This is a genomic window from Streptomyces sp. ISL-66 (assembly GCF_018614135.1).
Lineage (GTDB): Bacteria > Actinomycetota > Actinomycetes > Streptomycetales > Streptomycetaceae > Streptomyces.
Genome location: NZ_JAGGOW010000109.1, coordinates 25201 through 48490 on the forward strand (window position 1 = coordinate 25201; position 23290 = coordinate 48490).

Sequence of the window (23290 nt, forward strand, 5' to 3'; positions counted from 1 at the left end):
CGAAGGGGGGTGGGCGGGCTCATCGCATCAGCTCACCGGCGTTGACCAGCAGGGACTGGCCGGTTATCGCCCGCGCCCGGTCGGAGGCGAGGAAGGCGGCGGCGTCGGCGACGTCCCCGTCAGTGGCCAGGTCGGGCAGTGCCATGCGGTCGGTGAGCCGGGCGTGGACCTCGGCTTCGGGGACGCCTTCGGTGTGCGCGGTGAAGGTGACGAAGGCCTGGACGGGCGGGCCCCACATCCAGCCGGGGAGCACGGTGTTCACGCGGATGCGGTAGGGGCCGAGCTCGCGGGCCATGGAGTACATGGCGGAGGTCAGGGCGCCCTTGGAGGCGGCGTACGCGGCCTGCCGCACCTCGTTGGGGGCGGCGATGGCGGACTGGGTGCCGATGATGACGACGGAGCCACCGGTCCGCTTGAGCGCGGGCAGGCAGGCGCGGGTCATCCGCAGCGTGCCGAGCAGGTTGACGTCGAGGATCTGCTGCCAGGTGCCGAAGTCGGCGTCTTCGAGGCCGCCGAAGGAGGAGTCCCAGGCGGCGACGTGGACGACGGCGTCGACGCCGCCGAAACGCTCCTGGGCGAGGGCGGCGAGGGCCTCGCACTGGCGTTCGTCGGAGATGTCGGTCGGCAGGTACGCGGTGTGCGTGCCGTCGGGGTCGATCTCGGCGGCGGCCTTGGCGAGGTTGGCCTCGGTCCGCGCGCCGAGCACGGCGTTGCCGCCGTCGCGGACGACGGTGGCGGCGACCTGGTGGCCGAGGCCGGCCCCCACGCCGGAGACGATGACGGTCTTCCCTTGCAGCAGCGGCATGGCGGGGGCCTCCTGGGGCGGGGCGGTGACCTATATCTGACGGGGCGTCAGGCTACGGCGCGGGGCGTGGTGAGGGAAGGGGCGGGATCCGTCCGACCGCCGGGCCCGTGCCGTGCCGGGGCCGTGCCGTGCCGGGACCGTGCCGTGCCGTGCCGGGCCCGTGCCGTGCCAGTGCCTGCGCGGCGCCGTTGCCGGGGGCCAGCCCCCGGACCCCCGCGCCTCAAATGCCGGCGGGGCTGGATTCGCCGGCGTCGTCCGCGTGCCAGGCGGAGCGATTTGCCCGGCGTCGTCCGCGCGCTGGGCGGGGCTGGATTGCCCAGCGCCGTGCCCGCGTGCGGCAACGGTGCCACTGCCGGGGTCTCGCCATCTGGCGTGCTATCAGCTAGACCGTCTTCCATGACAGCAGCAGACGAGCGCGACACCCGCGCCGACGACTACGCCGAGCTCGCCGCGGTCGGCCCCTACGGGGTCCGCCCCGGCCACGCGCTGATCACCATGGTCGAGCCGCACGCCGGGCACGAGTTCGCGTACAACCGCTGGTACGAGGACGACCACTACTACGCCGGGGCCATGGCGATGCCGTGGATGTACGCCGGCCGTCGCTGGGTCGCCACCCGCGAGCTCCAGGAGCTGCGCTACCCCGAGAAGTCGGCCGTCGCGCAGCCCGTCACGGCCGGGTGTTACCTCTCCACGTACTGGGTCACCGAGGGCCGCTACGACGAGCACATGAAGTGGACCGTCGGCATCAACAAGCGCCTGAACCGCGACGGCCGGGTCTACCAGGACCGCACGCACGTCTTCACCGCGTTCCAGGACCACGAGGTCACCGTCTACCGCGACGGCGCCGCCGGCCCCCGCGACTTCCACGCCCTCGACCACCCCTACGGCGGGCTCGTGCTCCAGGTCGTCGACGCGGAGGGGCCCGAACGGCGGGCCGAGCTGCTGGAGTGGTTGCGCTCGCGGGCCCTGCCGGAGCGGCTGGCCGGCTCCCCGGCCGCCATGGTCACGGTCTTCCGGCCGACGCCGCTGCCGGGCGACCGGATGACGTACGTGAAGCAGGTGGAGGGGGTCGACACGCGGCTGACCCTGCTGTGGTTCCTGGAGGCCGATCCGCGCGACTGCTGGGACCGCTTCCAGGGGCTCGACGCGGAGGTCGCGGAGACGGGGCTGGGGCGGGTGGAGCTGGTGGCGCCGTTCGTCCCGACGGTGCCGGGGACCGACCGGTACGTCGACCAGCTGCGGTAGCCGGACATGGCCGAGCCCCCTCGGCCAGGACGGCGGGCCAGTCGAGAGGGCTCCAGTCAGTGCTGCGGTGGTGCTGTTCGTGCTGTTGGCGCTGTACTCGTGTCGGCCGGCTGGGGTGTGCGCCTCGATGTTCAGACGAGGCGTCCCAGCCGGCCCTCGGTCACATCGGCGACGAAGGAGGTCCAGGAGCCGGGCGCGAAGGTGAGCGACGGGCCGTCCTGCACCTTCGAGTCGCGGACGGCGATGGCCTCCACGAGGGGGGACCTGACTTCGACGCAAGCGCCGTTGGCAGAGTAGGAGGACTTGGTCCAGATTTCCGTGGCGCCCTGACGAATAGCCATGTTTCTCTCCGGTTCAGCGAGTAGTTCCGGTGTCTGCCGGCCATTGCTCCTGCCGACGTGATCGACGCTACCCGCAGCGCCCCATCGGTGATGGGGGCGTTCACCCGACCGAGTGGCATATTCCATTCAGGTCTTCTGCGGCCGGGGAGTGACGGTGTACCGTACCGGCCTTCCGCGGAAGGGGACCTCGATTTCCCTTGCTCCTGCCTACTTTTTCTTGCCCGCGAACTCCTCGATGATCCCCGTGATGAACTGCCTGGTCTGGTCCACATTGAGGGCCTGCGCCCGCAGATGTTCGTACATCACGCTGTATTTCTGAACATCATTGGCCTTTTCCAGGTACAGATCGCTCGTCACGCCCTCGATGTAGACGACGGTCGAGTCGGAGGCGTCCGGGAATTCCAAAATGGCGTACTGGCCGTTGACCCCCGGGTGGGCGCCCACCGCGAACGGCATCACCTGCACCGTCACGTGCGGCTTCTCCGATTGCTCTATCAAGTACTCCAGCTGCCGGACCATCAACTGGGGATCCCCCACGTGCCGCTGGAGGGCGGCCTGGTCGATGACCGCCCACAGGCGCAGCGGCCCGAGCTCGGGGTTGTTGTTGTCGGTCTCGGAGAGCCGCTTCTGGCGGTGCATCCGGACCTGGACGCGCTTGTCCACGTCGGCCGGAGCGGTCTCCGGCCACGCGCCGCGGACGAGTGCCTGGGCGTACTCCGGGGTCTGGAGCAGGCCCGGGATCACCAGGGGCTCGTAGGTGCGCAGGCTGGCCGCGTCGGTCTCCAGGCCGATGTAGACGCTGTACGGGATGTCGCCGAAGGCGTGCCACCAGCCCTGCTGACGGGAGTCCTTGGCCATCTGCATGAGGGAGTCGACGAGCCGCCGGTCCTCGACCTCGTAGACGTCGCACAGATCGCGGACGTCGCGCTGACTGATGGAACGACGGCCGTTCTCCAGCCTGCTGATCTTCGACTGGGAGACGAGCAGGCGCTCGGCGACCTGCTCGGCCGTCATGCCCTTGTCCTCGCGGAGCTTGCGCAACTCCATGCCCAGTCGGCGGCGTCGGACGGTGGGATTGACATTGGACGCCACGTGAACGGCACCTCCGCCTTCTTCTGTTGCTGTCTCTCTGCGTGTCTGATGGTGAGCAGACTGCCACCGAAACATGCGGCCGCGCTGGGGAACGGTCCGGAACGGGCACGCGACCGGGCCCCGGCCGGGACGCGAACGCGAACGCGCGGGGTGGCGGGGCCGGTGGACCGGCCCCGCCACCCCGCGCGCCGGCGGCTCCCGGACCGGGTCCTGGGGACGTCGGTCACGGTGGTGGCGTTACGTGTGCTGCGTGCTGCGTGCTGCGTGCTGCGTGCTGCGGTGCTTCGGTGCTGAGCGCTGCGTGTCCCGCCGGTGGATCAGTGCGCGGCCGCGCGGGCCATCGCACCCGTCCGGCGCGGCTGCAGCGGAACGGCTGCCGTCGCGGCCCGGGCGGCCGGCTGGGCCGGTGCCCGGTCACGGCGCGGCTGTACCGCCACACCGTTCTGGACGTCCATGACGGCGTGCGCCACCAGTCCGCCCATCGGGTCGTGCCGGATCAGATCCCGCAGCCGGGATCTGGACGACCGCCCCTCGTTGCCGGGGTACAGGTGCTTGCCGAGTCCGACCGCGTGGGCCAGTGCGGCAAGCGCCGCGGTCCGCGGGTCCGGTGGTACACCGGTGCGGATCGCACTGTCCAGCCGGGCACGGATCTCCCGGCTGATCGCCGTATCGGTCGCTTGGTAGCGAGTCGTCGGCAGCACCCCGCACATCTGGCCCGCGACGGCACTGACCATGCCGCAACGCTCCAAGTGGGCGAGGTACACCTGGCGGAGCCCCAGTCGGGGTCCGCCGATCCAGTGGACCGCCCGAACCGGACTGCCACGCCTGCGCAGCAGCTCCAGTGCGGAGTCCAGAGTCGGATCTCCTGTCGGCCGTGGCATCACCACGGCGATACGATCCCCATCAGGGGCTATCCGTCCTGCCAGAGCCAGCTCCACTAGCTGTGCCCCGGCCAGGCCGAGGTCGAGCGACTGCGGCTGCGCCGTGGTACCCGTGGTCGGGTCCAAGGCGAGCAGCAGAAGCTCCTCCGGAATTGTTCTGCGGCTCCTGCCCATCCATGCCTCCCCGCGTGGATGAGTGACAGGGTGACGCCTCTCACATTCATCTGTCGAGAGCGCCTGACCGCTTTGCGGGGGAACCGTCAGCTATGTCGTTCTCGTCTAGCACGGGGGCGATGCCCCCTAGACGGGACACTGTTAGACATTCGGACAGCCGGACGTGGTGGCGATCGAGGAGGAACTGGTGGCGGGCGAGTCCCCCGACAAGTCGGTTGATGAAGGAACGTCGGGGGCGGCGGAGTCCTCGGAGGGGCGCGACCCGAGGGTGTCGGTGTTCCGGCCCCGGGACCCCGAAGACGGCTCCGGCCGGTCCGCCGGTTCCACGGCGCGCGACCGCGATCCGCTGAGGGAGGCGGTCGCGGCCTGGGTCGCCACCGCGGAGCCCTCCGAGGGCGAGCCGGACGAGGCCGCCCCGGGCGGGGAGACCGAGATCTTCAAGGCCCTGCCCGAGGACGCGGCGGACGGCGTGGATGCCGTGGATGCGGCGGATGCCGTGGGTTCCGCTGCGCGGGGCGAGGGTGGCGGGAGGGATGCCGCTGCCGGCTCGGACGTGGGCGTGGATGCGGGTGTCGGTGCGGGAGCTGACTCCGGCTCCGGCTCCGGCTCCGCTTCCGGCTCCGACGGCGCGAAGGGCCGTTCCGGTGCTGCCGGCGGGCCTTCGGTCGAGCGGGCCGCCGGACCGGCCGACAGTGACCGTACGGCCGTGTTCCGTGTGCCGACGCCTCCGGCCGGCGTTGCCGAGAAGCCTGCCGCCGCTGATTCCGATTCGGATTCCGCTTCGGCTTCCGGCGCCGCTTCCCGCATTGCCTCCGCCGCCGGGTCGGGCGGCCCGGTCAAGGATTCCGGTTCTGCGGCTGAGGACGCCTCCGGCGAAGCCGGGGCCGCGGACGGGCCCGTCGCGGGATCCGCCGGTGAGCCTGCCGCGAGCGACCGTACGACCGCCTTCCGGGCCGTCAAGCCTGCGGCTGCGGCCGAGCCCTCCGGGCCTGCCGAGCCCGCCGCGCCCGCCAAGCGCGCCGAGCCTGCCGCGCCCGTCGACAGTGAGCGCACGGCCGTGTTCCGGGCCGTGAAGCCCGGCTCCGCCGATGGTTCCGCTTCTGCCATCGAGCCCGGGGACAGCGAGCGCACCGCCGTGTTCCGTGCGGTGAAGCCCCCGGTTCCGGTTGAGCCGTCCGCACCCGCCGCCGATGAGCCCGTCGACAGCGAGCGCACCGCCGTGTTCCGGGCCCTCAAGCCCGACTCGCCCCGGCCCGGGACCTCCAAGGAGGTGACGCCCGGCGCCGTCGGCGGGGAGCGGGCGAGCACCTTCGTGCCGCTGCGGACCGATGACGCGCCCGCGCGTCCCGCCGCCGGACAGCCGGCCAGGACGGCGCCCGCCGGTAGCGGTGCCGGTACTGGTACCCGTACCGGTGCTCCGAAGCCGACCCCGGCCTCGATGCCCGCCCCGGCTCCGAAGCCCACGCCCGCCCCGACGTCCACGCCCGCGTCGAAGCCCCCGCGGCCCACCCCGGCCTCGATGCACTCGCCCGAGCGGACCACGCAGCAGCCGCTGCCGCCCAAGCCGCCGCTCGACATGCTCGCGGACCTCACCAACAACCCGCCCCCGCCGCCGAGCGCGATGCGCACGACGCTGCGGCGGTTCAAGATCTACGCCCCGATCGTCGCGCTGCTGGCCGTGGTCCTCGCCGTCGTGCAGCTGGTGCGACCGCTGCCCGAGCCGGTCCTGAAGATGACCGCGAAGGGCTCGTACACCTTCGACGGCGCGGCCCCGTCCCTGCCGTGGCCGAAGGAGGGCCAGGCGTACATGGCCGCGGCCGGCCTCGGCCCCGTCGGCACCTTCGGCGAGCAGAAGCCCGTGGCGATCGGCAGTGTCGCGAAGGCGATGACGGCGTACGTCATCCTCAAGGACTTCCCCCTCAAGAAGGGGGAAAAGGGTCCGATGATCCCGATCGACAAGACCGCGGTCGACGACGGCAAGAAGGAGACCGAGGGCGAGTCCACGGTCAGCACGCTGAAGGAGGGCGACAAGATCTCCGAGTACGACGCCCTCGCAGCGATCATGATCCCGTCCGCCAACAACGTCGCGCGGCTGCTCGCGCGCTGGGACAGCGCCGGCGCCGGGCAGGAGGCGTTCGTCAAGAAGATGAACGACGCCGCCAAGGAACTCGGCATGACCAACACCACGTACACGGACCCCTCGGGTCTGGACGCGACGACGGTCAGCACCGCCGAGGACCAGGTCAAGCTCGGCCTCAAGATCGTCGAGATGCCCGAGCTGCTCGCCATCACCAAGCTGCCGAACTGGACCGACCCCTCCGGCAAGCCGTGGCGGAACTACAACACCCTCATCCCGTTCAACGGCTCGGTCGGCATCAAGACCGGCTCGACCACCAAGGCCGGCGGCAACCTGCTCTTCGCCGCCGAGAAGAAGGTCGGCAAGACCAACCAGCTGATCGTGGGCGCGGTGCTCGGCCAGCACGGCGTGCCCATCCTCGATACGGCGATCGCGGCGAGCAAGGACGTCATGCTCGCCACGCAGAAGATGCTGACGGCCGCGGCGGTCGTCAAGAAGGGCGACGTCGTCGGCTACGTGGACGACGGCCTCGGCGGCCGCGTCCCGGTCGTGGCCACCGCCGACGTGGAAGCGGTCGGCTGGCCGACGCTGACCGTCGCCGTCAAGCTGGGTGACGGCGCGGCGAAGATCCCGCAGACCGCGAAGGCGGGCTCGGAGATCGGAATGCTGACCATCGGAGAGGGCGCCAGCCAGGTGAAGGTTCCGGTGGCCCTGCAGAGCGACCTGGCCGCCCCGGGCATCGCCGAGAAGCTGACGCGCGTCGGCTGACGGCTGACGGCTCCGCCGTCGTCGGATGCGAGCGCGGACGGCCGATCCGGCGTCCCGGGACAACCCCGGGACGCCGGATCGCGTCTACGGACTGAAGGGCTGACCGAACAGCGGGCCGCGGAGCGGACCGAGGAGCGGGCCGAGGAACGAACGACCGGAGACTCATCGTGCTGGGGAGTACGGCGGCGTGACCATCGCTGAGTGGCATGGGCCCGGTCAGGGGCGCGGGCGCGGGCACGGGCACGGGCAGGAGCCGGCGCTGGAGCCGGAGCCGGAGCAGGGCCCGCGGGCGGAGCCGGGCGAGCCCACCGAGCCGGGCGAGCCCACCGAGCCGGCCGGGCAGCCGGGCCCGGTGGTCCCCGCTGCCGGTCCGGTCCGGCGCGCTCTGGGCTGGGCGCGGCGGCGTCCCGTCGTCGTGGCCACCGGGGTGGCCGCGCTGCTGCACGTGGTCTGGTTCTTCGCCGTCGCCAACAGCGGCGGCGATCTGGCCGCGCAGGACGCCTGGGCCGAGTTCGTGGGGCGCCATCCCGACTCGGCGTACAACCTCGCCTGGTACGGCGGCATGCACCCGGTCTCGTACAGCGTCGTCTCGCCGTACGTGATGCACGTGCTCGGTGTCCGGACCACGATGATGATCGCCGGCACGGTGTCGGCCGGGCTGCTGGCGTTGATCCTGACCCGCTGCCGCCGAGCCGTGCGCGAGCCGCTGTGGCCCGCCCTCGCCGGGGTGTACGGGCTGCTGTGCAACGCCCTGTCGGGCCGGGTGACCTTCGGGCTCGGCGTGATGTTCGCGCTCGGGGCCGTCGCCGCCGTCTTCTGCTGGCCGCGCAAATGGGCCGAGCGGCGCTGGGCCAAGGCCGCCGTCGCCGCTCCCCTCGCCGGAATCGCCACCGCTTCCAGCCCGGTCGCCGGTCTGTTCCTCGGGGTGATCGCGGCCGCGCTGTTCCTGAACGGGCGGCGCCCGGGAGCGTACGCGCTGGGTCTGGCCCCGGCGGCGGTGGTCGGCCTGTCGGCGTGGCTGTTCCCGTTCTCCGGGACGCAGCCGATGAAGGTGCTCTCGGCGGCGCTGCCGTTCGCGTGCGCGCTGGCCGCGCTGTTCCTCGTACCGAAGGGCTGGAAGACGGTCCGGACCGCGTCCGCGATCTATGCCCTCGGTGTGGCGCTGACCTGGGCGATCGACTCGCAGGTCGGATCGAACGTGACCAGGCTGGCGATGCTGTTCGGCGGGGCGGTGCTGCTCGCGGCGCTCCCGTACGCGTCCCCGGGGCGGGTGCGGGGGGCTGGGGGCGGGGTCGGGGTCGCGGTCGGGGGTGCGGCCGGGGATGTCGGGGCAGGGGGCGCCGGGGACGGGGGCGCCGGGGCCGCCGGAGCCTCCTCCGCCAGGCCGGCGCGCGGGCGCACGCGCCGGTGGTACGGGCTGGTGCTCGCCCTGACCGGCGTGACCGCCTGGATCACCGTCAACAGCGTCACCGACATCGTCCGCACCACCCCGCTGGCCTCCTGGAGCCGGGAGCTCGCCCCGCTGGTGGACCAGCTCCAGAAGGCGGGCGCCGACCGGGGCCGCGTCGAGGTGGTCCCGGCCAGCAGCCACCGCGAATCCTCGGCCTTCCCCGCGTACGTGAACCTCGCGCGCGGCTGGAACCGCCAGGCCGACCTGGAGCGCAACCCGCTCTTCTACGACGACACCCTCACGGCCGGCACCTACCGCGACTGGCTGGAACGGTGGGCCGTGCACTACGTGGTACTGCCCGCCGACAAACCCGACGAGGGCGGGCGCGACGAGGCGACGCTGGTGCGCGAGGGGCTCCCGTACCTCCAGCAGGTGTGGGGCGACACGAACTGGCAGCTCTTCAAGGTGGTGGACCCGACGGACCTGGTCGCCGGACCGGCGACGGTGGTGCGGGCGAGCGCGGACCAGCTGGTCATCGACGTGAAGCGGGCCGGGCGGGTGCTCGTACGGGTCCCGCACTCCCCGTGGCTGGGGCTCCTGGACGCCGAGGGCAAGCCGGTGGCGCCGCCGCAGGAGACGGCGGAGTCCAAGGAGGCGGCGAAGGAGACGCCGAAGCCGGGCGAGAGCCCCGTACCGAAGCCGAAGGAGTACGCGAACACGGCCGGGTGCCTGTTCAAGGCGGCCCCGGACGGCACCGGGGACGTGTGGACGGAGCTGCTGGCACCGGCCCCCGGGGAGTACCGGGTGGCGGCGAAGTACCAGCTGCCGCGGGGGACGCCGTGCCCGGACGAGCTGGTCTACGAGGTGCTGGACCCGGCGGAACGGCCGGCTCCGCCGCGCCCGTGAGCGGGAGGGGAATGCTCCCGGCCAATAAATTCTTTACGTCCGGTCCGGGTGCGTTGGTCCGCATATCTGCATACCATCCGAGTAGTCCAATCGGGTATCCCGAGTCTTGAGGGAGTTGACGGCGGGATGAGCAAAGAGCAGAAGCAGGACTTCCAGGCGACTGTGGCGAAGGCCGTGGAGGCGACCCACATGCCACGTACCACCCAGTCGCACGGCTTCGACGGTCCGCTCCGGAGCAAGGTCAAGGGCGGGGCGCACACGAAGGCGGAGCTCAAGCGGGCCGGGACCCCGCAGGGTGACCGCATCGGCGAGCGCAGCAGGGGCCTGAGCTGAGGGCCGCGGCCGGGCCCCCGCCCGGCCCCCTTCGGTCGTGACGCATCGCTGACGCGGCCCTCCCGGCTCCGGCCGGGAGGGCTTTTCGCGAGCCCGTGCCCTGTCGTGACGGCTGTGATGACTGTGACGGCTGAGACGGCTGAGACGGCTTCGCGGTGCCGTGACGGCTTCGCGGTACGGCGTCAGGCCAACTGTTACGTCGCCGAGGCCCGACGAGAACACGACCCTCGTAACCTCTGGGTTGTCACCGAGAAGCTGCCGGGACGCCCTCCCGCAACGGGGTGGGAAGCCGGCACAGGGACGACCTACCACCAACCACCTACCACCTACCGCCAACCACCTACCACCCGCGACGCCGACCCGAGGGGAAACACTCATGCGCGCCACCTTCCCTCCCGCCGCGCCGGGCACCCGTCGTGGGCCCGTCCCCCGGGTGGGGCCGGGAACCCGCCGGGCGGCCGTCCCCCGGGTGGTCGCCTCGACCGCCCTCGCCCTGGCCGTCGCGGGAGCCCTGTCCGCCTGCGGCAGCGGCGCCGCCAAACTCCCGCCGGACCCCAAGGTCGGCAGCACGGCCGCCCCGGCCCCCGCCGCCGCGGCCGCGACCCCCGCGCTGCCGAAGTCGAAGCCGACCGGCATGAAGATCGCCGCTGCGGGCGTGGACGCGAAGAAGATGGTGGACCTGAAGGTGGACCCGGCGAGCGGCGAGCTCGGCGTCCCCAGCGCCGAGACCGACGCGAACAACCCCGGCTGGTGGACCGAAGGCGTCACCCCGGGCGAGCAGGGCGTCTCGGTCCTCGTCGCGCACTTCGACACGAAGTACGGCCCGGCCCTGATGAAGAACGTCAAGGACATCGAGCTCGGCGACGTCATCGAGGTGCCGCGCGAAGACGGCAGGACGGCCCGTTTCAAGATCCGCGAAATCGAGGACGTAGACAAGAAGCAGTTCCCGACGGACAAGGTCTACGGCGCCACGAACCACCCCGAGCTACGCCTACTGACCTGCGGCGGCACCCTCAAGAACGGCCACCGCACCAACAACGTCATCTTCTACGCCGACCTATTGGCGTGAGATGGGAAGACGTGGGGCGCCCTGGGGTGGAGATGTGGCGTCCGAGACAAGGAAGGCCCCCCGGCCGATCATGGCCGGGGGGCCGAACGCAGGCCTCCTACTTGTGCCCTCGGCAGGATTCGAACCTGCGACACCCGCTTTAGGAGTGGGATCGAATCCCTGCCGGGCGGTCCCGGGTTGTGCCGCGTGGTGCTGAACGTCCTGGTCAGCGCCACGCGGCACGATGCCGTATCCGGCGTGTGATGCCTGATGCCACACCGTCCGCTCACGCATCGCGCACGCATTCAGGGGCGCCGACCTGGGCCCTCGTGCCCATCATCAGGTGACAGATCAGCGGTCGCCCCCGCTTCGCACCACGACCTCAGCCAGGCGCAGGTGAATTGGGTCAGGGACCGCCCGAGCCGAGGCGGATGCATGCCCCGGGAAGCGGCCGTCTGGGATGACGCTCAGGCGGTCTCGCCAAGAGCCTGGGCGGCAGTCGTGTCCGCGCTGACCTGGTGGAGCAGGCGCAGCACCTTGGCGTAGACGCTGTCCGGGTCACCGGTCTCCAGGATGAGCAGAGCCACGAATTCGAGGGCACGGCTGATCTCTCCGCCCGTGCTCTTGTTGGCTTGCTCGATCTGATCCAGGGCACGGGCCACCTTGGGTCGGGCAGCAGCGAAGCTGGCGGGGAGACGGGCGCGGGCGTCAGCCAGGTCCCAGCCCTCCGGGACGAAGTAGACCGCCTGGTTGGGGTCCTCGCGACTCTTCACGACGGGTTCGGTGATCAGCCGCCCACTGGTGGTCTCGACGTTCAGGAGCAGCTTGGAAGCTGCGTAATGAAGGGCCGTCAGGTCCGGCGCGTGACCTTCGAGGATCACCTCGGAGACGGTGATCCCGTCGATGGAGAGGCGGACGCGGGCGAGAGAGACGGCTGCTTCAAGGGAGGCCCGATCCGGGTCGTAGGTGACCGTGAAGGCGTCCCCGTCGTGGTGCAACCTGATGGCCATGTCCTGCGAGGCCCCGCCTTGGCGCAGGTGGAGTGATGCAATGCGAAGGTGCGTGAGGGACTGATCCGTCATGTCGAATGCTCCGTCCGCTGCCATGCCCGCGCAAGGGCATCTCGGTGGTCGCCGTTGTGGCTGTGCTGCCGGGTGCACGGCAGGCGGTCGGCGAACGTGTCGTCGGTGTCGGGCCGGCCGAAGAGCCTATCGCCGGTCAGGGGGTCGCGGTCGGGGCGCCGCTGGAGGCATTGCGAGCCGGCAAGGCCGGTGAGGGCTGTGCGCAGCGGGCTGAGCTCGCTGGTCGGGCGCTGATTGGCGATCTCTCTCATCTGCTTGGGGATGCTCTCTCGGAGCACATCGAACGCGGCCTGTGGGTCGTGGGATTGTTTACAGATGGCGGTTAGATCTTTAGCCACCCTCGCGATGATCAGTTCCCCGATCGGGGTGATCTGGCCGTTCCATGCGGCGAGGGTGTCTGGAGGCAGCGCATCGAGGTCGATGCCGACGTCGGTCATGTCACTCCTCGGGCCCGTCGGGGTGGCCACAGCACACTGCGAATGTTCGCGTGGCCCCATTGACGCATCCACAGGTTGAACTGAGATTGGCTGGTACCACAGAAACCGCTGCCACTGCGCTGACTAGTTCCTTGGCGCTGGCGGCTCGCTGAATATGCTTCAGGCTGTCGAAGGTCATTCCTTGCAGATTCCGGCCAATGCTCACGAACAATGCGCCGCACTTTAGGGACCTATACCAGCGTGGGTAGTAGTTGAGATTGTTCATGCGGAAGAGTTCTGCACCTTCCGAGGAGATGAGCATTTCGCCAGACTCGAAGTGTGCGGTCAGTCCTGGTGTGTGCTCAGTCTCGTCGATTGCCTGAGCGGCCTCACTGTCCTCGCGATCGATCCAGTCCGGGTAGTCGAACCCGAACCTGGCGAACCCGGCGAGCAGCGTGTCGTGCACTTCGCCGGATCCTGTGACCTTGTAACCCCCGTAGGCGTCCACGATGAGTGCGGGCACAGCACCTCGTTCTCCGGCCATGAGAGCGCACTCGATTTCGAAATACACCCGGCTGTCGTCTGGTGCGATGCTCGTGGTGTAGATTCCCGAGTTCCCGCATTGTGGATGCACGAGTGCAGCCCATTTGATGCGGCTCTCGCGGTGAATAACGGCGATCAGGTTGGCGGGGCTGTTTGAGCCGATTGATTTTCCGCACGCCCGGCAGCATTCCTTCTTGGTTGCCAGGCGTCGCTTGATTCCGGGTAGATCCACACCCTTGAATTGTTCGCGAACAAGGGCCGCTACTTGGATTCTTCGCGCCATAACGCCTCCCTCTAGGTTGCACGCCTGAAACTAGGGTCACGGTCGGGTCAGCAATTGCTCACGTCACCCGTTCAGTCGGGAGCGCGTTAGGGTGCCGGAGTCGTACAGCGCGCCCGACGTCGCTTCTGGGGGCGCAGCGAAGCCAGCCCATCTGACGGGTGAGCTGATCGCCCCGTGGCGCCGGCAGGCTCCGATGGCAAGGGTCGGCCGGGTCCGCCGCACGATCAGGGGGTCTGCCGCTCGATCCGCTTCGGACCGGGTCTTCGCATCGCATCCACTCCTGCACCTGACCTGCACGGCTCTCGCCGCAGTGGCACAAGTAGTTCGCCCGGAGATCCGGGTCTGCTAGCCACCCACTGGCTTGGTTAGGCAGCTCTTATACGTAAGTGCACTCGATCGTGTGGATCGTCCTTCCTAAGCGCCGCCCGGCACTTGGCCTAGCCTCGCAGTGTGCCGAAGAAGTCTCCCGTGGGAGCGAAGATCCATAAGGTGCTGGCCGAGGCCCGCACGATTGAGCCGTACCCGGTCTGGATGACCTGGGAAGGTGTTGCTCGCCAGGTGTACGGCTACTCGTTGGACACACGCAACGCGCAGCAATGCGTCAGCAGGTTGTCCTCGGTCGGCGTGGTGCGCTACACAAACGGCCGTACAGCAGGGCCGAGGATCTGGCCCAGTCTCGCCGAAATGTGGATGCTCCATCAGGTGAGTCGGGTGTTCGCCAACGCCGTGCTCCCCGTTGACAATCCGCGTTACCGGCCGCCGACGAATGAGGAGGTCGTGGAAGCGTTTGTCAGCGGCTTGCGCGACCAGAAGGTGTCGGTGAACCTCGGTGAGGTCGTCTCCCTGGTCAATCAGCACTGCAAGACATCGTTCGATGCCGCAGAGGTGATGTGGTGGCGTTTGGGTTTGGAGAGGCGTCGAGCGCAGGAGCGAGAGGTCTGCTTGCACCGCCTGGGCGTCGCGATGAGGAATCTCTGTACTAAGAGGGAGCGGCAGGAGATCGAGGCGCGCAAGGTGTGGCTAGGCCCGTGGCGCGTGGATCCCGAGCGACTGACCGAGTGCCCGTGTTGCCATCAGGAGATCGCAGCGCCCTCGGTGTTCTCGCAGGGGGTACGAGCGGGGTAAAGAGGGCACTCCTGCTGACATGTAGTGCCACACCCCTGTGTGGGGACAGGGGAGATCGCCGGGTCTGATGCAGGTGGCCGCCGACTTGGGGGTCCACGCGATGACGCTGTGGAACGGGGTACGCCGGCGGACATCGACGACGGGTCCAAGGCCCAGGCGCGGGTGGGTGATGTTCTCGTGAGCGCGTCGAGCTTGCCGCGGGTGTTCTGGCTAGCTGCCCGGGGCGAGGCGGCCGGTGTAGCTCTCTCGGGTGGTGCTTGGCTCAGCTGAGAACCAGGGAGCTACCCAAGACGTGTTGTGCGACGACACGGCACCAGCTGAGTTGAGCATCGCTTCCCGTTGGAATCGTCCCCTCTCGGAGGACTTCACATGACGAACGAGACGCGCACCACAAGCTTCTGGGGCACCGACAACGAGAGCTTTCAGGAGGAGCCTGCACCTTCCGTAACCTCCGTGGGCCTTGGGGAGGGGCGCGGCGTCGTGACCATCTCGTCGCTGGAGTACGAGCGGATCCAGGCGGCTGCCGAGCTATGCGTCTACGCCGAGAGGCGGGGGCTACGGCTGGTGCGGGCCGATGGCCCGAACGGACATCTGGTCTCCCAGGCGCTGGTACTCGCTGACATCCTTCTGCTCCCGCTCGGCCGCCACCCGAGGGACGCGCTGCTCGACCTCAGGGCTGGTTCGGGAGTGGCTTGCTAGGCCGGATCAGCCGACGGAGTTAGTCGGGCAGCGAATGCGGCGAACCACGCACGGTCTTCTTGCGGATCGGGTAAAGGGGAAGGGTGTCAAACCCGAACACGTCCGCCCGGCGCTGATCTTGGGCGGCGGCCTGAGCATGAGGTGTGGGATCAATGCATCGGTGGGCTTCTTTGAACGAGCGGCAGTTGGAGCTCCTACGAAGGCTGCAGGGTGACGAAGGCGTCGGTTCAGATCCAGGGCTGCGGCGTACGGCCTACGCGCTACGGGACCGGGGGCTGCTCGCAGTGACCCGGCAACAAGGCGCAGGCGTAGGGACGAAGGTGACGGAGGCCGGCGCCTTCTACCTGGAGTACGGCTACCACCCAGATGATCCGAGGCATGCCGTAGCTGAACGGAAGGAAGGCGCAGGGGCGAGGTCGGTGTCCTACGCGGACCGGCCGGTCGCGCGGGCTCGGCGGGCCAAGGCGGAACAGTTGGTCGAGCGGCTGGTCGTCGAGCGCAGGGTGGTCTTCCCCAACCCCGATGAGGCCGAGGTGGGTGAGTGGCGGAGGGTGGTCGACTATGCCAAGCGTCACGGGCTCGTTCCTTCGGGCCGGCGCATCGAAAAGCAGCGGCTGTGGAACCGGGAGCGTGACCTACAGATATCCCTTGAAGAAGGACCGCACCCCAACGAGAAGAGCCAGCGGCCGGGGGAGGCCCCTACCGTCCGGGTACCGCCACAGATCCGCAAGCCGCATCGTGCGATGGCCGCCTTCATGGAGGACGACGCCTGGCTGCACATGCCTTCTGCACCCCGGGCACGCTCGCTCCGGATCCTTCAGGCTCTGTGCTCCGAGGCTGACCGACGTGGACACCAGGTCGCCGGACCGGCCGTCCGAGGGCGCACCCAGCGTTCCACCGCACACGGAAGATGGGCCGCGCAGCGGGAAGGGTACGTGGAGCTCACCGTCGACGGCTTCTCTTGCCGAGTGACGATCAAGCGAGAGTATCCGGAGTCGCTGGATCCGGATCGGGCGGTCGTGCTGATGATCGAGCTGCCCTACAGCCGTTCGGGGCGTCAGAGCAAGTGGGCCGATCGCAAGCGCTGGAAACTGGAGGACGTCCTCGGAATCGTCCTCCGAGAGATCGAACTGCGAGCCGTCGATGACGGGCAGCGGAAGGCGGACGAGGAGCGGGCTGCGGCTGAGCGCAAGGCCCTGTGGACAGCGGCCATGGATGAGGCCCGGGGCCGGGCAGTCGAAGCGCAGCTCGCAGGAGTCCTGCGCGAGCAGTCAGAAGCCTGGCGGGGTTCCCGGCTCCTGCATGAGTACTGTGACGCGCTGGAGCAGCGTCTTGCTGCGGCGGAGCCGGAGGAGAGCGGGCTGGTAGACGCTCGGCGGTGGCTTGACTGGGCCCACCAATACGCGCGATCCCTCGACCCGCTCGTTCTCCTGCCCGGCATGCCGAAGACCCGTGAGGTGGAAGCCGAAGACCTCAAACCGTTCCTCCAAGGGTGGAGTCCGTACGGGCCGAGCCGACATGGAGGTTCCTGAACGGCGCCCGTGTGCAGAGAGGAGCGATTCGGCCGCCCGGTCCGGAACTGATCAAAAAAGGACTGTCCGGCAGCCATGGCCGAGGTGTGCAGTGGGGAGCAGGACAGCAGAGATCGGCAGCGTCGGGGCCTGGCGATCCGGAGGGGGAGCTCATGACGGTCAACGTGGTTCTGGTGTCGGGTGAACAAGCGGAGCTGATCGATGCTGCTGTGGCACTCGGGGACCGCTACACGAAGCGGCTGGGGCTGCTGACCCCACCCGCATACCGGCAGGCCGCGGACGAGGGCGGCCTGCTCGTAGCCCTGGAGGGCGAGCAGGTCATCGGTTACGCGCTCTTCGGACTGCCGAAGCGGAGCCCGTACGTAAGGCTGGCTCACCTATGCGTGGCCGAGGAGCACCGCGGCAAGAGGGTAGCGCGCCAACTGGTGCAGACCATCCGGGAGCGTCAGGCCCACCGCCTCGCCATCAAGGTGAGGTGCCGGCGCGACTACGAGCTCAGCGGAATGTGGACCAGCCTGGGCTTCGTACCCCGTGGTGAGGGGCTGGGGCGAGGCCTGAAACGGAAGACCCTGGACTCCTGGTGGCTGGACCTCGGGCATCAGGACCTGTTCTCGGAGGCCGAGAGCGAAGCTCTGCTGGTGGTGACTGTGGACCACTCGGTGTTCGACGGCCTGAGCGGACGCGGCTCCGAACGCGAGGTCGAGGAGGCCCGCGCTCTGGAGGCAGGCTGGCTCACCGATCTGGTCGAGCTGGCATTCACGCCACAGCTCCTTCATGACGTGCGCGAAATGGCCGACAGTGCCGAGAGGCAGCACCGGCGCGCCGACCTGTCGAGCCTGCGGCTGATCACCCCGGACCCGGATGCGGTGGCGGCCCGGTACGCGGAACTCATGGCAGCTCTGTCCGGCGCACTCCCTGACGTGCCGGCCGATGCGCGAACCCGTGCACGGCTTCGGTACGTGGCTGAGACCTCCTGCACCGGCCTGCAGCTGCTCGTGACGCGCGACCCAGGGCTTGCAGATATGGCTGATGTCGCCTGGGACGTCGCTGGAGTCAAGGTGGTGGCGCCCTCTGCCGTCACCCTCCATGTCGATGAGCTCAGGCAAGCGCAGGTCTACCGGCCCAGGGACCTGTTGGGCACCGTGTTCTCGGCGGAGGAGGTCACTGTCGGCAGCGAGGCCGATCTGGTCCCGTTCTTCGACGAAGGGCAGCGTGAGGGCGGGCCCGTTTTCGAGCGGCGTCTGCAGAGCTTTGGCCCGGGCGCGATCCTGTGGCGACGGGAGCTGCTACGGGACGGAGAGGGGCAGCCGGTCGGTTTGTACGTATGGTCTCTCGACGGCAGGACCCTGAACGTTCCCGTTCTGCGCACTGCCGGCCACGTTCTGGAAGAGACATTGGCCCGGCAGTTGCTCTTCATGCTGAAGCGTCTCGGCCGTGAGCGCGGGGCACAGGTCATCCGGATCACCGACCCGTACCCGTCGGCGGCAGCCAAGGCGGCGGCGGGCGCGGACGGATTCGCCGCTCATACAGACGGTCTCACCGCCCTGCTCGTGGATGTCTGCGGTGCCGCCTCGGAGGTGTCCGGCGCCGCCGCTGACATCGCGCAGCGCCTGGCTCTCACGGTGCCCGACCTGCCCGCTGACCTGTCTGCCGAGGTAGCGAGTGTCGCCGAGCGCGCTTGGTGGCCGGCGAAGGTCATGGATTCCGGACTGCCGTCGTTCATCGTGCCCATCGAACCCCGCTGGTCTGCCGACCTGTTCGACTTCCCCACCATGCTGTTGCCGAGGGACGAGGTCCTCGGCATCAGCCGCGAGCACGTCTACTACCGCTCCCCTGGCCACCGGAACGAGAGCGTTCCGGGCCGCCTTCTCTGGTACGTAAGCCGGGGGAACCCCGGTGAGCAGGGACAGATGGTGATCGGTTGCTCCCGCCTCGATGAGGTGGTGATCGACGAGCCCGACACCCTCCACTCGCAATTCGAACACCTGGGCGTATATGGTCGGGAGCAAGTTCGGAAGGCGGCCGAACCCTATGGCAGGGCAATGGCGTTGAGGTTCTCGGACACCGAGCTCTTCCCCGAGCCGGTGCCCTACAGGCGTCTGTGTGTGCTGGCTGAGGATCTGGGGCTAGCGTTGTCGCTGCAACAGCTGTCGAAGATCAACAACGCGCTGTTCCAGGCGGTCTACGAAGAGGGGCACCGAAAGACGTGAACGATCCGGAACGCGCGATGCTGCTGTCCGTCCACCCTCGGTTCGCGACCGCCATCCTCGCCGGGAGCAAGACGGTGGAAGTGCGGCGGCAGCGTATCGCCGCGCCTCCCGGCACCGCTGTCCTCCTGTACGCCACCGCGCCGACGATGGCCATCGTCGGCGCGGCCCGCATCGCTTCGGTCCAGGTGGCGTCCCCTCGCGAAGTGTGGTCGACCAGCCGTACCCGCGCGGGCATCAGTCGTCGTGAGTACGACGCGTACATGAGTGGTGCGAGCCGGGCCAGTGGCCTCACGCTGACTGAACCGGTGACCTTCCAGGAGCCGGTCCCGCTCGCGGCCCTCCGAGCGGTCGGTTCCTTCCACCCTCCGCAGAGCTACCGCTACGTCAAGCAGATCGATCTCCGTCAGATGGCGGAGGCCGCACCGAACGGCGTCGACGTGGCTCTGCGTGGCCTACTCGGCGACATGGTCCCTGCCTGAGAGACGCATAAGCCACAACACCTTCCTGGTGAAGGCTGGTTGAGCGGTTTGATGGGGATGCAGCAGACGCCAGGTTGATGAAGGCCTCCCGCTTCGCGTCGACGTCGCGCAGCCAGTCGGCCTCACCTCCCCACCGCGCCAGCCCGGCGGCCTTCAAGCGCACCCCACCCGTTGGCCATCCCGACGGGTACGAACCCCCTCGCCCTGCTGAGGCCCGCAGGTAGAGCGCGACGCTGACAGACGATCACGCCGTTGCCGCCTCACGCGCCCGATGGTGTGATCCAGTGGCGCGTTTCATGACTCAGAAGTCATCTGTGCGCTTATGGGACGGAGTTGACCTGGTCGGAAAGGTTTCCCCAGGCCGCTGTTGCGGGGTTAAAGTCCGGCAATGGCGGATCGGGAACCAGGGGAGGGGCCGACATGCTGGAGATCATCGCGCTCAGTGCACTGACCGCATTCCTCACCGCGGTGGGAAACGGCGCGGCAGGTGAAATGGGCAAGCAACTGCTGCTGTCGACCGGCGCGCTGGCGAGAAGGGCCACGGGGCGCGAGACGCCCTTGCCCTCCAGTAGGGAAGGTTGGGAGGCGCTAGCCGGCCACGTACACACCCGCCTGGGTGATGATCGGCGCCAGGCGGACGAATGGTCCCTCCTCCTCCGGAGCCTTCCGGAGTCAGCTGCCGCCCTTCCTTCCGTAAGCGGGCTTCCCCCGGCCACACGCCACTTCACGGACCGCAAAGACGTCGTCAAGCAGTTGAAGCGGGAGGCGACCCGCCCGGCCGCCGGGCGTCCGCGCGTAGCTCTGCTGTACGGCCCCCCGGGAATCGGCACCAGCGCCGTGGCCCTGCACTTGGGTGCCGTGTGCCGTGACCGGTTCCCCGACGGACAGTTCTACATCGACCTCCGTGACGGCTCCGGACAGCTGGCTCCGGCGCCGTCAGCGGTCCTGCTGCGGCTGCTCAGGCAGATGGGCGTGGAGGCCGAGCGGATCCCGCCCACCGAGGCGGGCCGGGAACAGCTCTACCGGCGGCTGACGGACGGCCGTCGGGCGATGGTGGTGGTCGACCACGCCTCCACGGTCGCTCAGGTCCGCAGCCTCATCCCGGCCACGCCGGAAGTCTTTCTGCTGGTGGTCGTTTCCGGCCCTCGCTTCGCTCTGGAAGCGGAGGCCGTTCCCGTGTCCAGGCTGAGCGACCGGGACGCCCTGGAGCTGATGAACAAGGTCGCGGGCCGGGAGAAGGTCGCGCGCGCCAAGCCGCGGATGCCGGGTGTACTGGCCCACTGCGCCGGAAACGCCTTCGCTGTGAGGGCGACGGCGATGCGCCTGTTGACCGACGACATGGAACTGGACCTCCTGGACCGGGCGGCGGGAGGGCCAGGAGCCGATCCCGTACGCGCCACGACCGAGGCTGGCTGCCGCCGGGTCCGACCGGAGACCGCACGGCTCTGCCGGCTGACGGCCCTCGGCGGCTGGCCGTCCGTCACCGCACCCCTCGCCGCGGCCGCCGCAGGCGTCACCGAGGACGAGGCCGCCCGCATGCTGGCGGAAGCGGCTGACTTCCAGCTCATGGAAGCCCTGCCCGATGAGCGCTACCGGTTCCGGCCCGAAGTGCGCCGCCACCTGGCCGATGCTGCCGGACCGGAGCACGGGATCCCCGAGTGCTCAGCGGCTGTCGCCCGGACCCTGGACTTCCTGCTCAACCGGGCCCTGCACGCGGCGCACGCGGCCCTGCCCCAGAGCTGGCGGACCGAGCCGGCACCCGCGCGTGGGGAGCCGTACCGGGACGAAGCCGAGGGCGTGGCAGCGCTGGTGGCGGAGGTCGGCAACCTGGTCCGCGCCGTGTTCGTGGCCCGTGAGTACGAGCACACCACCACGGCGCTACGGCTGGGGCGCGCGCTCTGGCCCCTTCAGCTCAAGGCGGGCCACTGGGACGACGTACTGCCCGCCCTGCGCCTCGCGGCCCGCTGCGCCGACGAGCACCAGCCGGCCTCCCGCCTCGCGGGTGCCCTGCACTTCCAGCTTGCCCACTGCCTCGGGGAGCTGGGCCGCTGGGACGAGGCGAATCGGGAGGCGGGCGCTGCGGCCAGGGCGGAGCGCGAGGCCGGCCACCTGCGCGGTGAGGCATCCTCCGTGGAGCTACAGGGTCTGCTGAACCTGAACCGCTGGCTGTACGAGGCGGCGCACGAGCGGTTCGTCGCGGCAGATGCCATCTACGGCTCGATCGAGCCGGATCATGAGGGCGCGCACGACCTGCCGCGCGCACGCGCCCTGTCCCAGCGCCACCAGGGACGGGCCCTGCGCGGAATGGGGAGGCTTGACGAGTCGCGCGGTCTGCTGGAGGCCGCGGTGGACTTCTTCGCCGAGCAGGGCGAGCCGTACAACCAGGCTCGCGCTCTCACCGACCTGGCCGAGACCTTGCACGATGCAGGAGACAACACCGAGGCACTGATGCGGATCGCGGACGCGGAGCGGCTGCTCACGCCGGCCGCGATCCCACACCTGGGGTACCTGGCCGCCCTACGGCTGCGCTGCGAGGTCGCTCGGTAGCACCGGCTCGACCGACACCGGGTGTACTCCACCGGCGACCCGCATTCGAAGCGTGGTCCCACCTGGGGGCACTCGGCCACCCGTGGCGAGCCACCCGGCGAGCGAGGACGCGTACGCCGCCGGGTCGGCATCCGACTCCGGGTCGGCCGTCAGCCGGTACACGCCGTGCTCCCGGCTGCGGACGGTGCACGTGTGCGGCCCGGTCACGTACGCGGCGACCGTGCAGTGAGGATGCCGGCCGAGCACCTCGGACGTCCATGCCCGGGGGCTGCCCAGCCGGGGATCGTCAGGGCGGCCGTCCCGTGTGATCACATCGGCCGACTCCAGGATGCCGGGGTCGAGGGTGTCCTCGTGGACCGCGAGGTGCGTGACGCCGCAGGCCCCGTACGGATGCGCCGTGGAGCGTTCGACCGCGACCTGCGCCCCCTGGACCTCGGTCCGTACGTGCAGCGGGGCGGTACGCAGAGGGGGATCGTACGGCGGCAGGGGCAGCGGCTCCAGCAGTGCGGGTACCTCCGGCTCTGGAAGGTCCATCAGAGCGTAGAAGTGCCGCCGCAGCAGCGTCGCCGAGGCGCCCGGCGCCGAGCTCGTGAACTCGGCCGGCCCGGCGAGCGGCCGGTGACCGGCGATCACCCTCTCCACCTGCTCCCTCAAGGCGCGGTGCGGATCGAGCCGGGGCGCGTCCCGTACGAACGATGAGAGCGGCGCCTCCGGGTCCAACCGCTCCTGTCCGGTGGCCGCCAGCATCACGGGGATGTCGAGGGCCGCCGCGTAGTAGGAGACCGCGCCGAAATCGCCCAGGACCACGTCAGCGGCAAGCAGGGCCTGCCGCCAGGCATGAACGGGGTTGATCAAGGCCAACCCGCTCCTCCGTGCCTGATCCAGCCAGGCGCGGACCTGGCCCGGCCCGTGCCCGTACCAGACGTTCGGGTGCAGGATGGCAGCCAGCCGGTAGTCGTCGGCAGGCAACTCGGCGGTGAGCCGGGGCAGCAGGCTCGGCAGGAGGTCCTCACCGCCCCCGTTCCCGAAGAACCCTTCCGGATTCCAGGTGGAATTCAGTACGACGAGACGCTGCCCACGGCGTACTCCGAGGGCTCGGCGGAACCTATCGCGGTACTTCCGTGCGGCCAGCATCCGGTCGTAGCAGGGGTCCCCGGCGAGCACCGCCGCGTCCTCGGCTTCCGGGCATGCGCGGCGCAACCGCTCCAGCTGCTCCGGGTGGGACAGTACGAGACCGTCGACGAACGGCTTGCCATCGTTGAGGAGCCAGTCCGCCGACAGACCGAAGGTCGGCTCCCGGCTCCCGGCTCCCGG

Annotated in this window: 19 protein-coding genes; 11 read left to right on the forward strand and 8 right to left on the reverse strand. The window is 69.7% G+C overall.

Features of this window, described 5'->3' with window-relative positions; translation table 11 throughout:
• Positions 1–19: 19 nt before the first annotated feature.
• Complete coding sequence (locus J7E97_RS20850) at positions 20–805, reverse strand: SDR family oxidoreductase (protein ID WP_215029426.1); 786 nt, start codon at positions 803–805, stop codon at positions 20–22.
• A gap of 396 nt (positions 806–1201) precedes the next feature.
• Here J7E97_RS20850 and J7E97_RS20855 point away from each other — a divergent pair, with 396 nt between their 5' ends.
• On the forward strand, positions 1202–2050 hold the full coding sequence (locus J7E97_RS20855) for a hypothetical protein (RefSeq protein ID WP_215029429.1): 849 nt from the start codon (positions 1202–1204) through the stop codon (positions 2048–2050).
• 131 nt (positions 2051–2181) lie between these two features.
• Here J7E97_RS20855 and J7E97_RS20860 read toward each other — a convergent pair whose 3' ends face one another.
• The 3 genes from J7E97_RS20860 to J7E97_RS20870 all read right to left on the reverse strand — a co-directional run bounded on the left by J7E97_RS20860 (position 2182) and on the right by J7E97_RS20870 (position 4538).
• Positions 2182–2391, reverse strand: coding sequence for a DUF397 domain-containing protein (locus J7E97_RS20860; RefSeq protein ID WP_215029431.1), 210 nt, complete (start codon positions 2389–2391; stop codon positions 2182–2184).
• 207 nt (positions 2392–2598) lie between these two features.
• Positions 2599–3483 (reverse strand): helix-turn-helix transcriptional regulator, encoded by an 885-nt coding sequence (locus tag J7E97_RS20865; protein ID WP_215029433.1) that lies wholly within the window; start codon positions 3481–3483, stop codon positions 2599–2601.
• A 317-nt stretch (positions 3484–3800) separates the two neighbouring features.
• A complete protein-coding gene (locus tag J7E97_RS20870; RefSeq protein WP_215029434.1) occupies positions 3801–4538 on the reverse strand; it encodes a GPP34 family phosphoprotein in 738 nt (245 codons plus the stop codon).
• Positions 4539–4701: 163 nt separating this feature from the next.
• Here J7E97_RS20870 and J7E97_RS36020 point away from each other — a divergent pair, with 163 nt between their 5' ends.
• The 4 genes from J7E97_RS36020 to J7E97_RS20890 all read left to right on the forward strand — a co-directional run bounded on the left by J7E97_RS36020 (position 4702) and on the right by J7E97_RS20890 (position 11081).
• On the forward strand, positions 4702–7383 hold the full coding sequence (locus J7E97_RS36020) for a hypothetical protein (RefSeq protein WP_308346604.1): 2682 nt from the start codon (positions 4702–4704) through the stop codon (positions 7381–7383).
• Between the two features lie 259 nt (positions 7384–7642).
• Positions 7643–9679, forward strand: coding sequence for an MFS transporter (locus tag J7E97_RS36025; protein WP_374224200.1), 2037 nt, complete (start codon positions 7643–7645; stop codon positions 9677–9679).
• Between the two features lie 126 nt (positions 9680–9805).
• Positions 9806–10012 (forward strand): hypothetical protein, encoded by a 207-nt coding sequence (locus tag J7E97_RS20885; RefSeq protein WP_215029437.1) that lies wholly within the window; start codon positions 9806–9808, stop codon positions 10010–10012.
• A 376-nt stretch (positions 10013–10388) separates the two neighbouring features.
• A complete protein-coding gene (locus J7E97_RS20890) occupies positions 10389–11081 on the forward strand; it encodes a sortase domain-bontaining protein (RefSeq protein ID WP_215029441.1) in 693 nt (230 codons plus the stop codon).
• Between the two features lie 446 nt (positions 11082–11527).
• Here J7E97_RS20890 and J7E97_RS20895 read toward each other — a convergent pair whose 3' ends face one another.
• The 3 genes from J7E97_RS20895 to J7E97_RS20905 are packed head-to-tail and all read right to left on the reverse strand — an operon-like array spanning position 11528 to position 13384.
• A complete protein-coding gene (locus J7E97_RS20895; RefSeq protein ID WP_215029444.1) occupies positions 11528–12142 on the reverse strand; it encodes a hypothetical protein in 615 nt (204 codons plus the stop codon).
• A complete protein-coding gene (locus J7E97_RS20900; protein ID WP_215029447.1) occupies positions 12139–12579 on the reverse strand; it encodes a hypothetical protein in 441 nt (146 codons plus the stop codon). Before J7E97_RS20900 ends, J7E97_RS20895 begins: the two co-directional genes overlap by 4 nt.
• A gap of 1 nt (position 12580) precedes the next feature.
• Positions 12581–13384: a hypothetical protein gene (locus J7E97_RS20905; RefSeq protein WP_215029450.1), complete on the reverse strand. Its 804-nt coding sequence runs from the start codon at positions 13382–13384 to the stop codon at positions 12581–12583.
• Positions 13385–13852: 468 nt separating this feature from the next.
• Between J7E97_RS20905 and J7E97_RS20910 the strand changes: the two genes are divergently transcribed.
• The 6 genes from J7E97_RS20910 (at position 13853) to J7E97_RS20935 (ending at position 21976) form a co-directional block, all read left to right on the forward strand.
• Positions 13853–14509: a hypothetical protein gene (locus J7E97_RS20910; protein ID WP_215029452.1), complete on the forward strand. Its 657-nt coding sequence runs from the start codon at positions 13853–13855 to the stop codon at positions 14507–14509.
• Between the two features lie 369 nt (positions 14510–14878).
• Positions 14879–15208 carry a hypothetical protein gene (locus tag J7E97_RS20915; RefSeq protein WP_215029454.1) on the forward strand — a complete coding sequence of 110 codons (330 nt, stop codon included), beginning with the start codon at positions 14879–14881 and terminating at the stop codon, positions 15206–15208.
• Between the two features lie 419 nt (positions 15209–15627).
• Positions 15628–16740 carry a hypothetical protein gene (locus J7E97_RS20920; protein ID WP_308346605.1) on the forward strand — a complete coding sequence of 371 codons (1113 nt, stop codon included), beginning with the start codon at positions 15628–15630 and terminating at the stop codon, positions 16738–16740.
• A 152-nt stretch (positions 16741–16892) separates the two neighbouring features.
• Positions 16893–18950, forward strand: a complete 2058-nt coding sequence (locus J7E97_RS20925) for a GNAT family N-acetyltransferase (RefSeq protein ID WP_215029457.1) — start codon at positions 16893–16895, stop codon at positions 18948–18950.
• Entirely contained in the window at positions 18947–19429 is a 483-nt protein-coding gene (locus J7E97_RS20930; protein WP_308346606.1) for an ASCH domain-containing protein, read from the forward strand. The genes J7E97_RS20925 and J7E97_RS20930 overlap by 4 nt, the downstream gene beginning before the upstream one ends.
• A gap of 420 nt (positions 19430–19849) precedes the next feature.
• Positions 19850–21976 carry an ATP-binding protein gene (locus J7E97_RS20935; RefSeq protein ID WP_215029458.1) on the forward strand — a complete coding sequence of 709 codons (2127 nt, stop codon included), beginning with the start codon at positions 19850–19852 and terminating at the stop codon, positions 21974–21976.
• On the opposite strand, the gene J7E97_RS20940 is transcribed toward J7E97_RS20935, so the two are convergent.
• The coding region (locus J7E97_RS20940) for a hypothetical protein (RefSeq protein WP_308346607.1) at positions 21947–23290 on the reverse strand (1344 nt) is incomplete at its 5' end. The two genes, J7E97_RS20935 and J7E97_RS20940, sit on opposite strands and share 30 nt — an antisense overlap.

Coding starts and splice junctions, on each gene's coding strand:
- J7E97_RS20850 (WP_215029426.1), bottom strand. CDS start 805: ATGCCGCTGCTGCAAGGGAAGACCGTCATCGTCTCCGGCGTGGGGGCC.
- J7E97_RS20855 (WP_215029429.1), top strand. CDS start 1,202: ATGACAGCAGCAGACGAGCGCGACACCCGCGCCGACGACTACGCCGAG.
- J7E97_RS20860 (WP_215029431.1), bottom strand. CDS start 2,391: ATGGCTATTCGTCAGGGCGCCACGGAAATCTGGACCAAGTCCTCCTAC.
- J7E97_RS20870 (WP_215029434.1), bottom strand. CDS start 4,538: ATGGGCAGGAGCCGCAGAACAATTCCGGAGGAGCTTCTGCTGCTCGCC.
- J7E97_RS20885 (WP_215029437.1), top strand. CDS start 9,806: ATGAGCAAAGAGCAGAAGCAGGACTTCCAGGCGACTGTGGCGAAGGCC.
- J7E97_RS20890 (WP_215029441.1), top strand. CDS start 10,389: ATGCGCGCCACCTTCCCTCCCGCCGCGCCGGGCACCCGTCGTGGGCCC.
- J7E97_RS20895 (WP_215029444.1), bottom strand. CDS start 12,142: ATGACGGATCAGTCCCTCACGCACCTTCGCATTGCATCACTCCACCTG.
- J7E97_RS20900 (WP_215029447.1), bottom strand. CDS start 12,579: ATGACCGACGTCGGCATCGACCTCGATGCGCTGCCTCCAGACACCCTC.
- J7E97_RS20905 (WP_215029450.1), bottom strand. CDS start 13,384: ATGGCGCGAAGAATCCAAGTAGCGGCCCTTGTTCGCGAACAATTCAAG.
- J7E97_RS20915 (WP_215029454.1), top strand. CDS start 14,879: ATGACGAACGAGACGCGCACCACAAGCTTCTGGGGCACCGACAACGAG.
- J7E97_RS20925 (WP_215029457.1), top strand. CDS start 16,893: ATGACGGTCAACGTGGTTCTGGTGTCGGGTGAACAAGCGGAGCTGATC.
- J7E97_RS20935 (WP_215029458.1), top strand. CDS start 19,850: ATGCTGGAGATCATCGCGCTCAGTGCACTGACCGCATTCCTCACCGCG.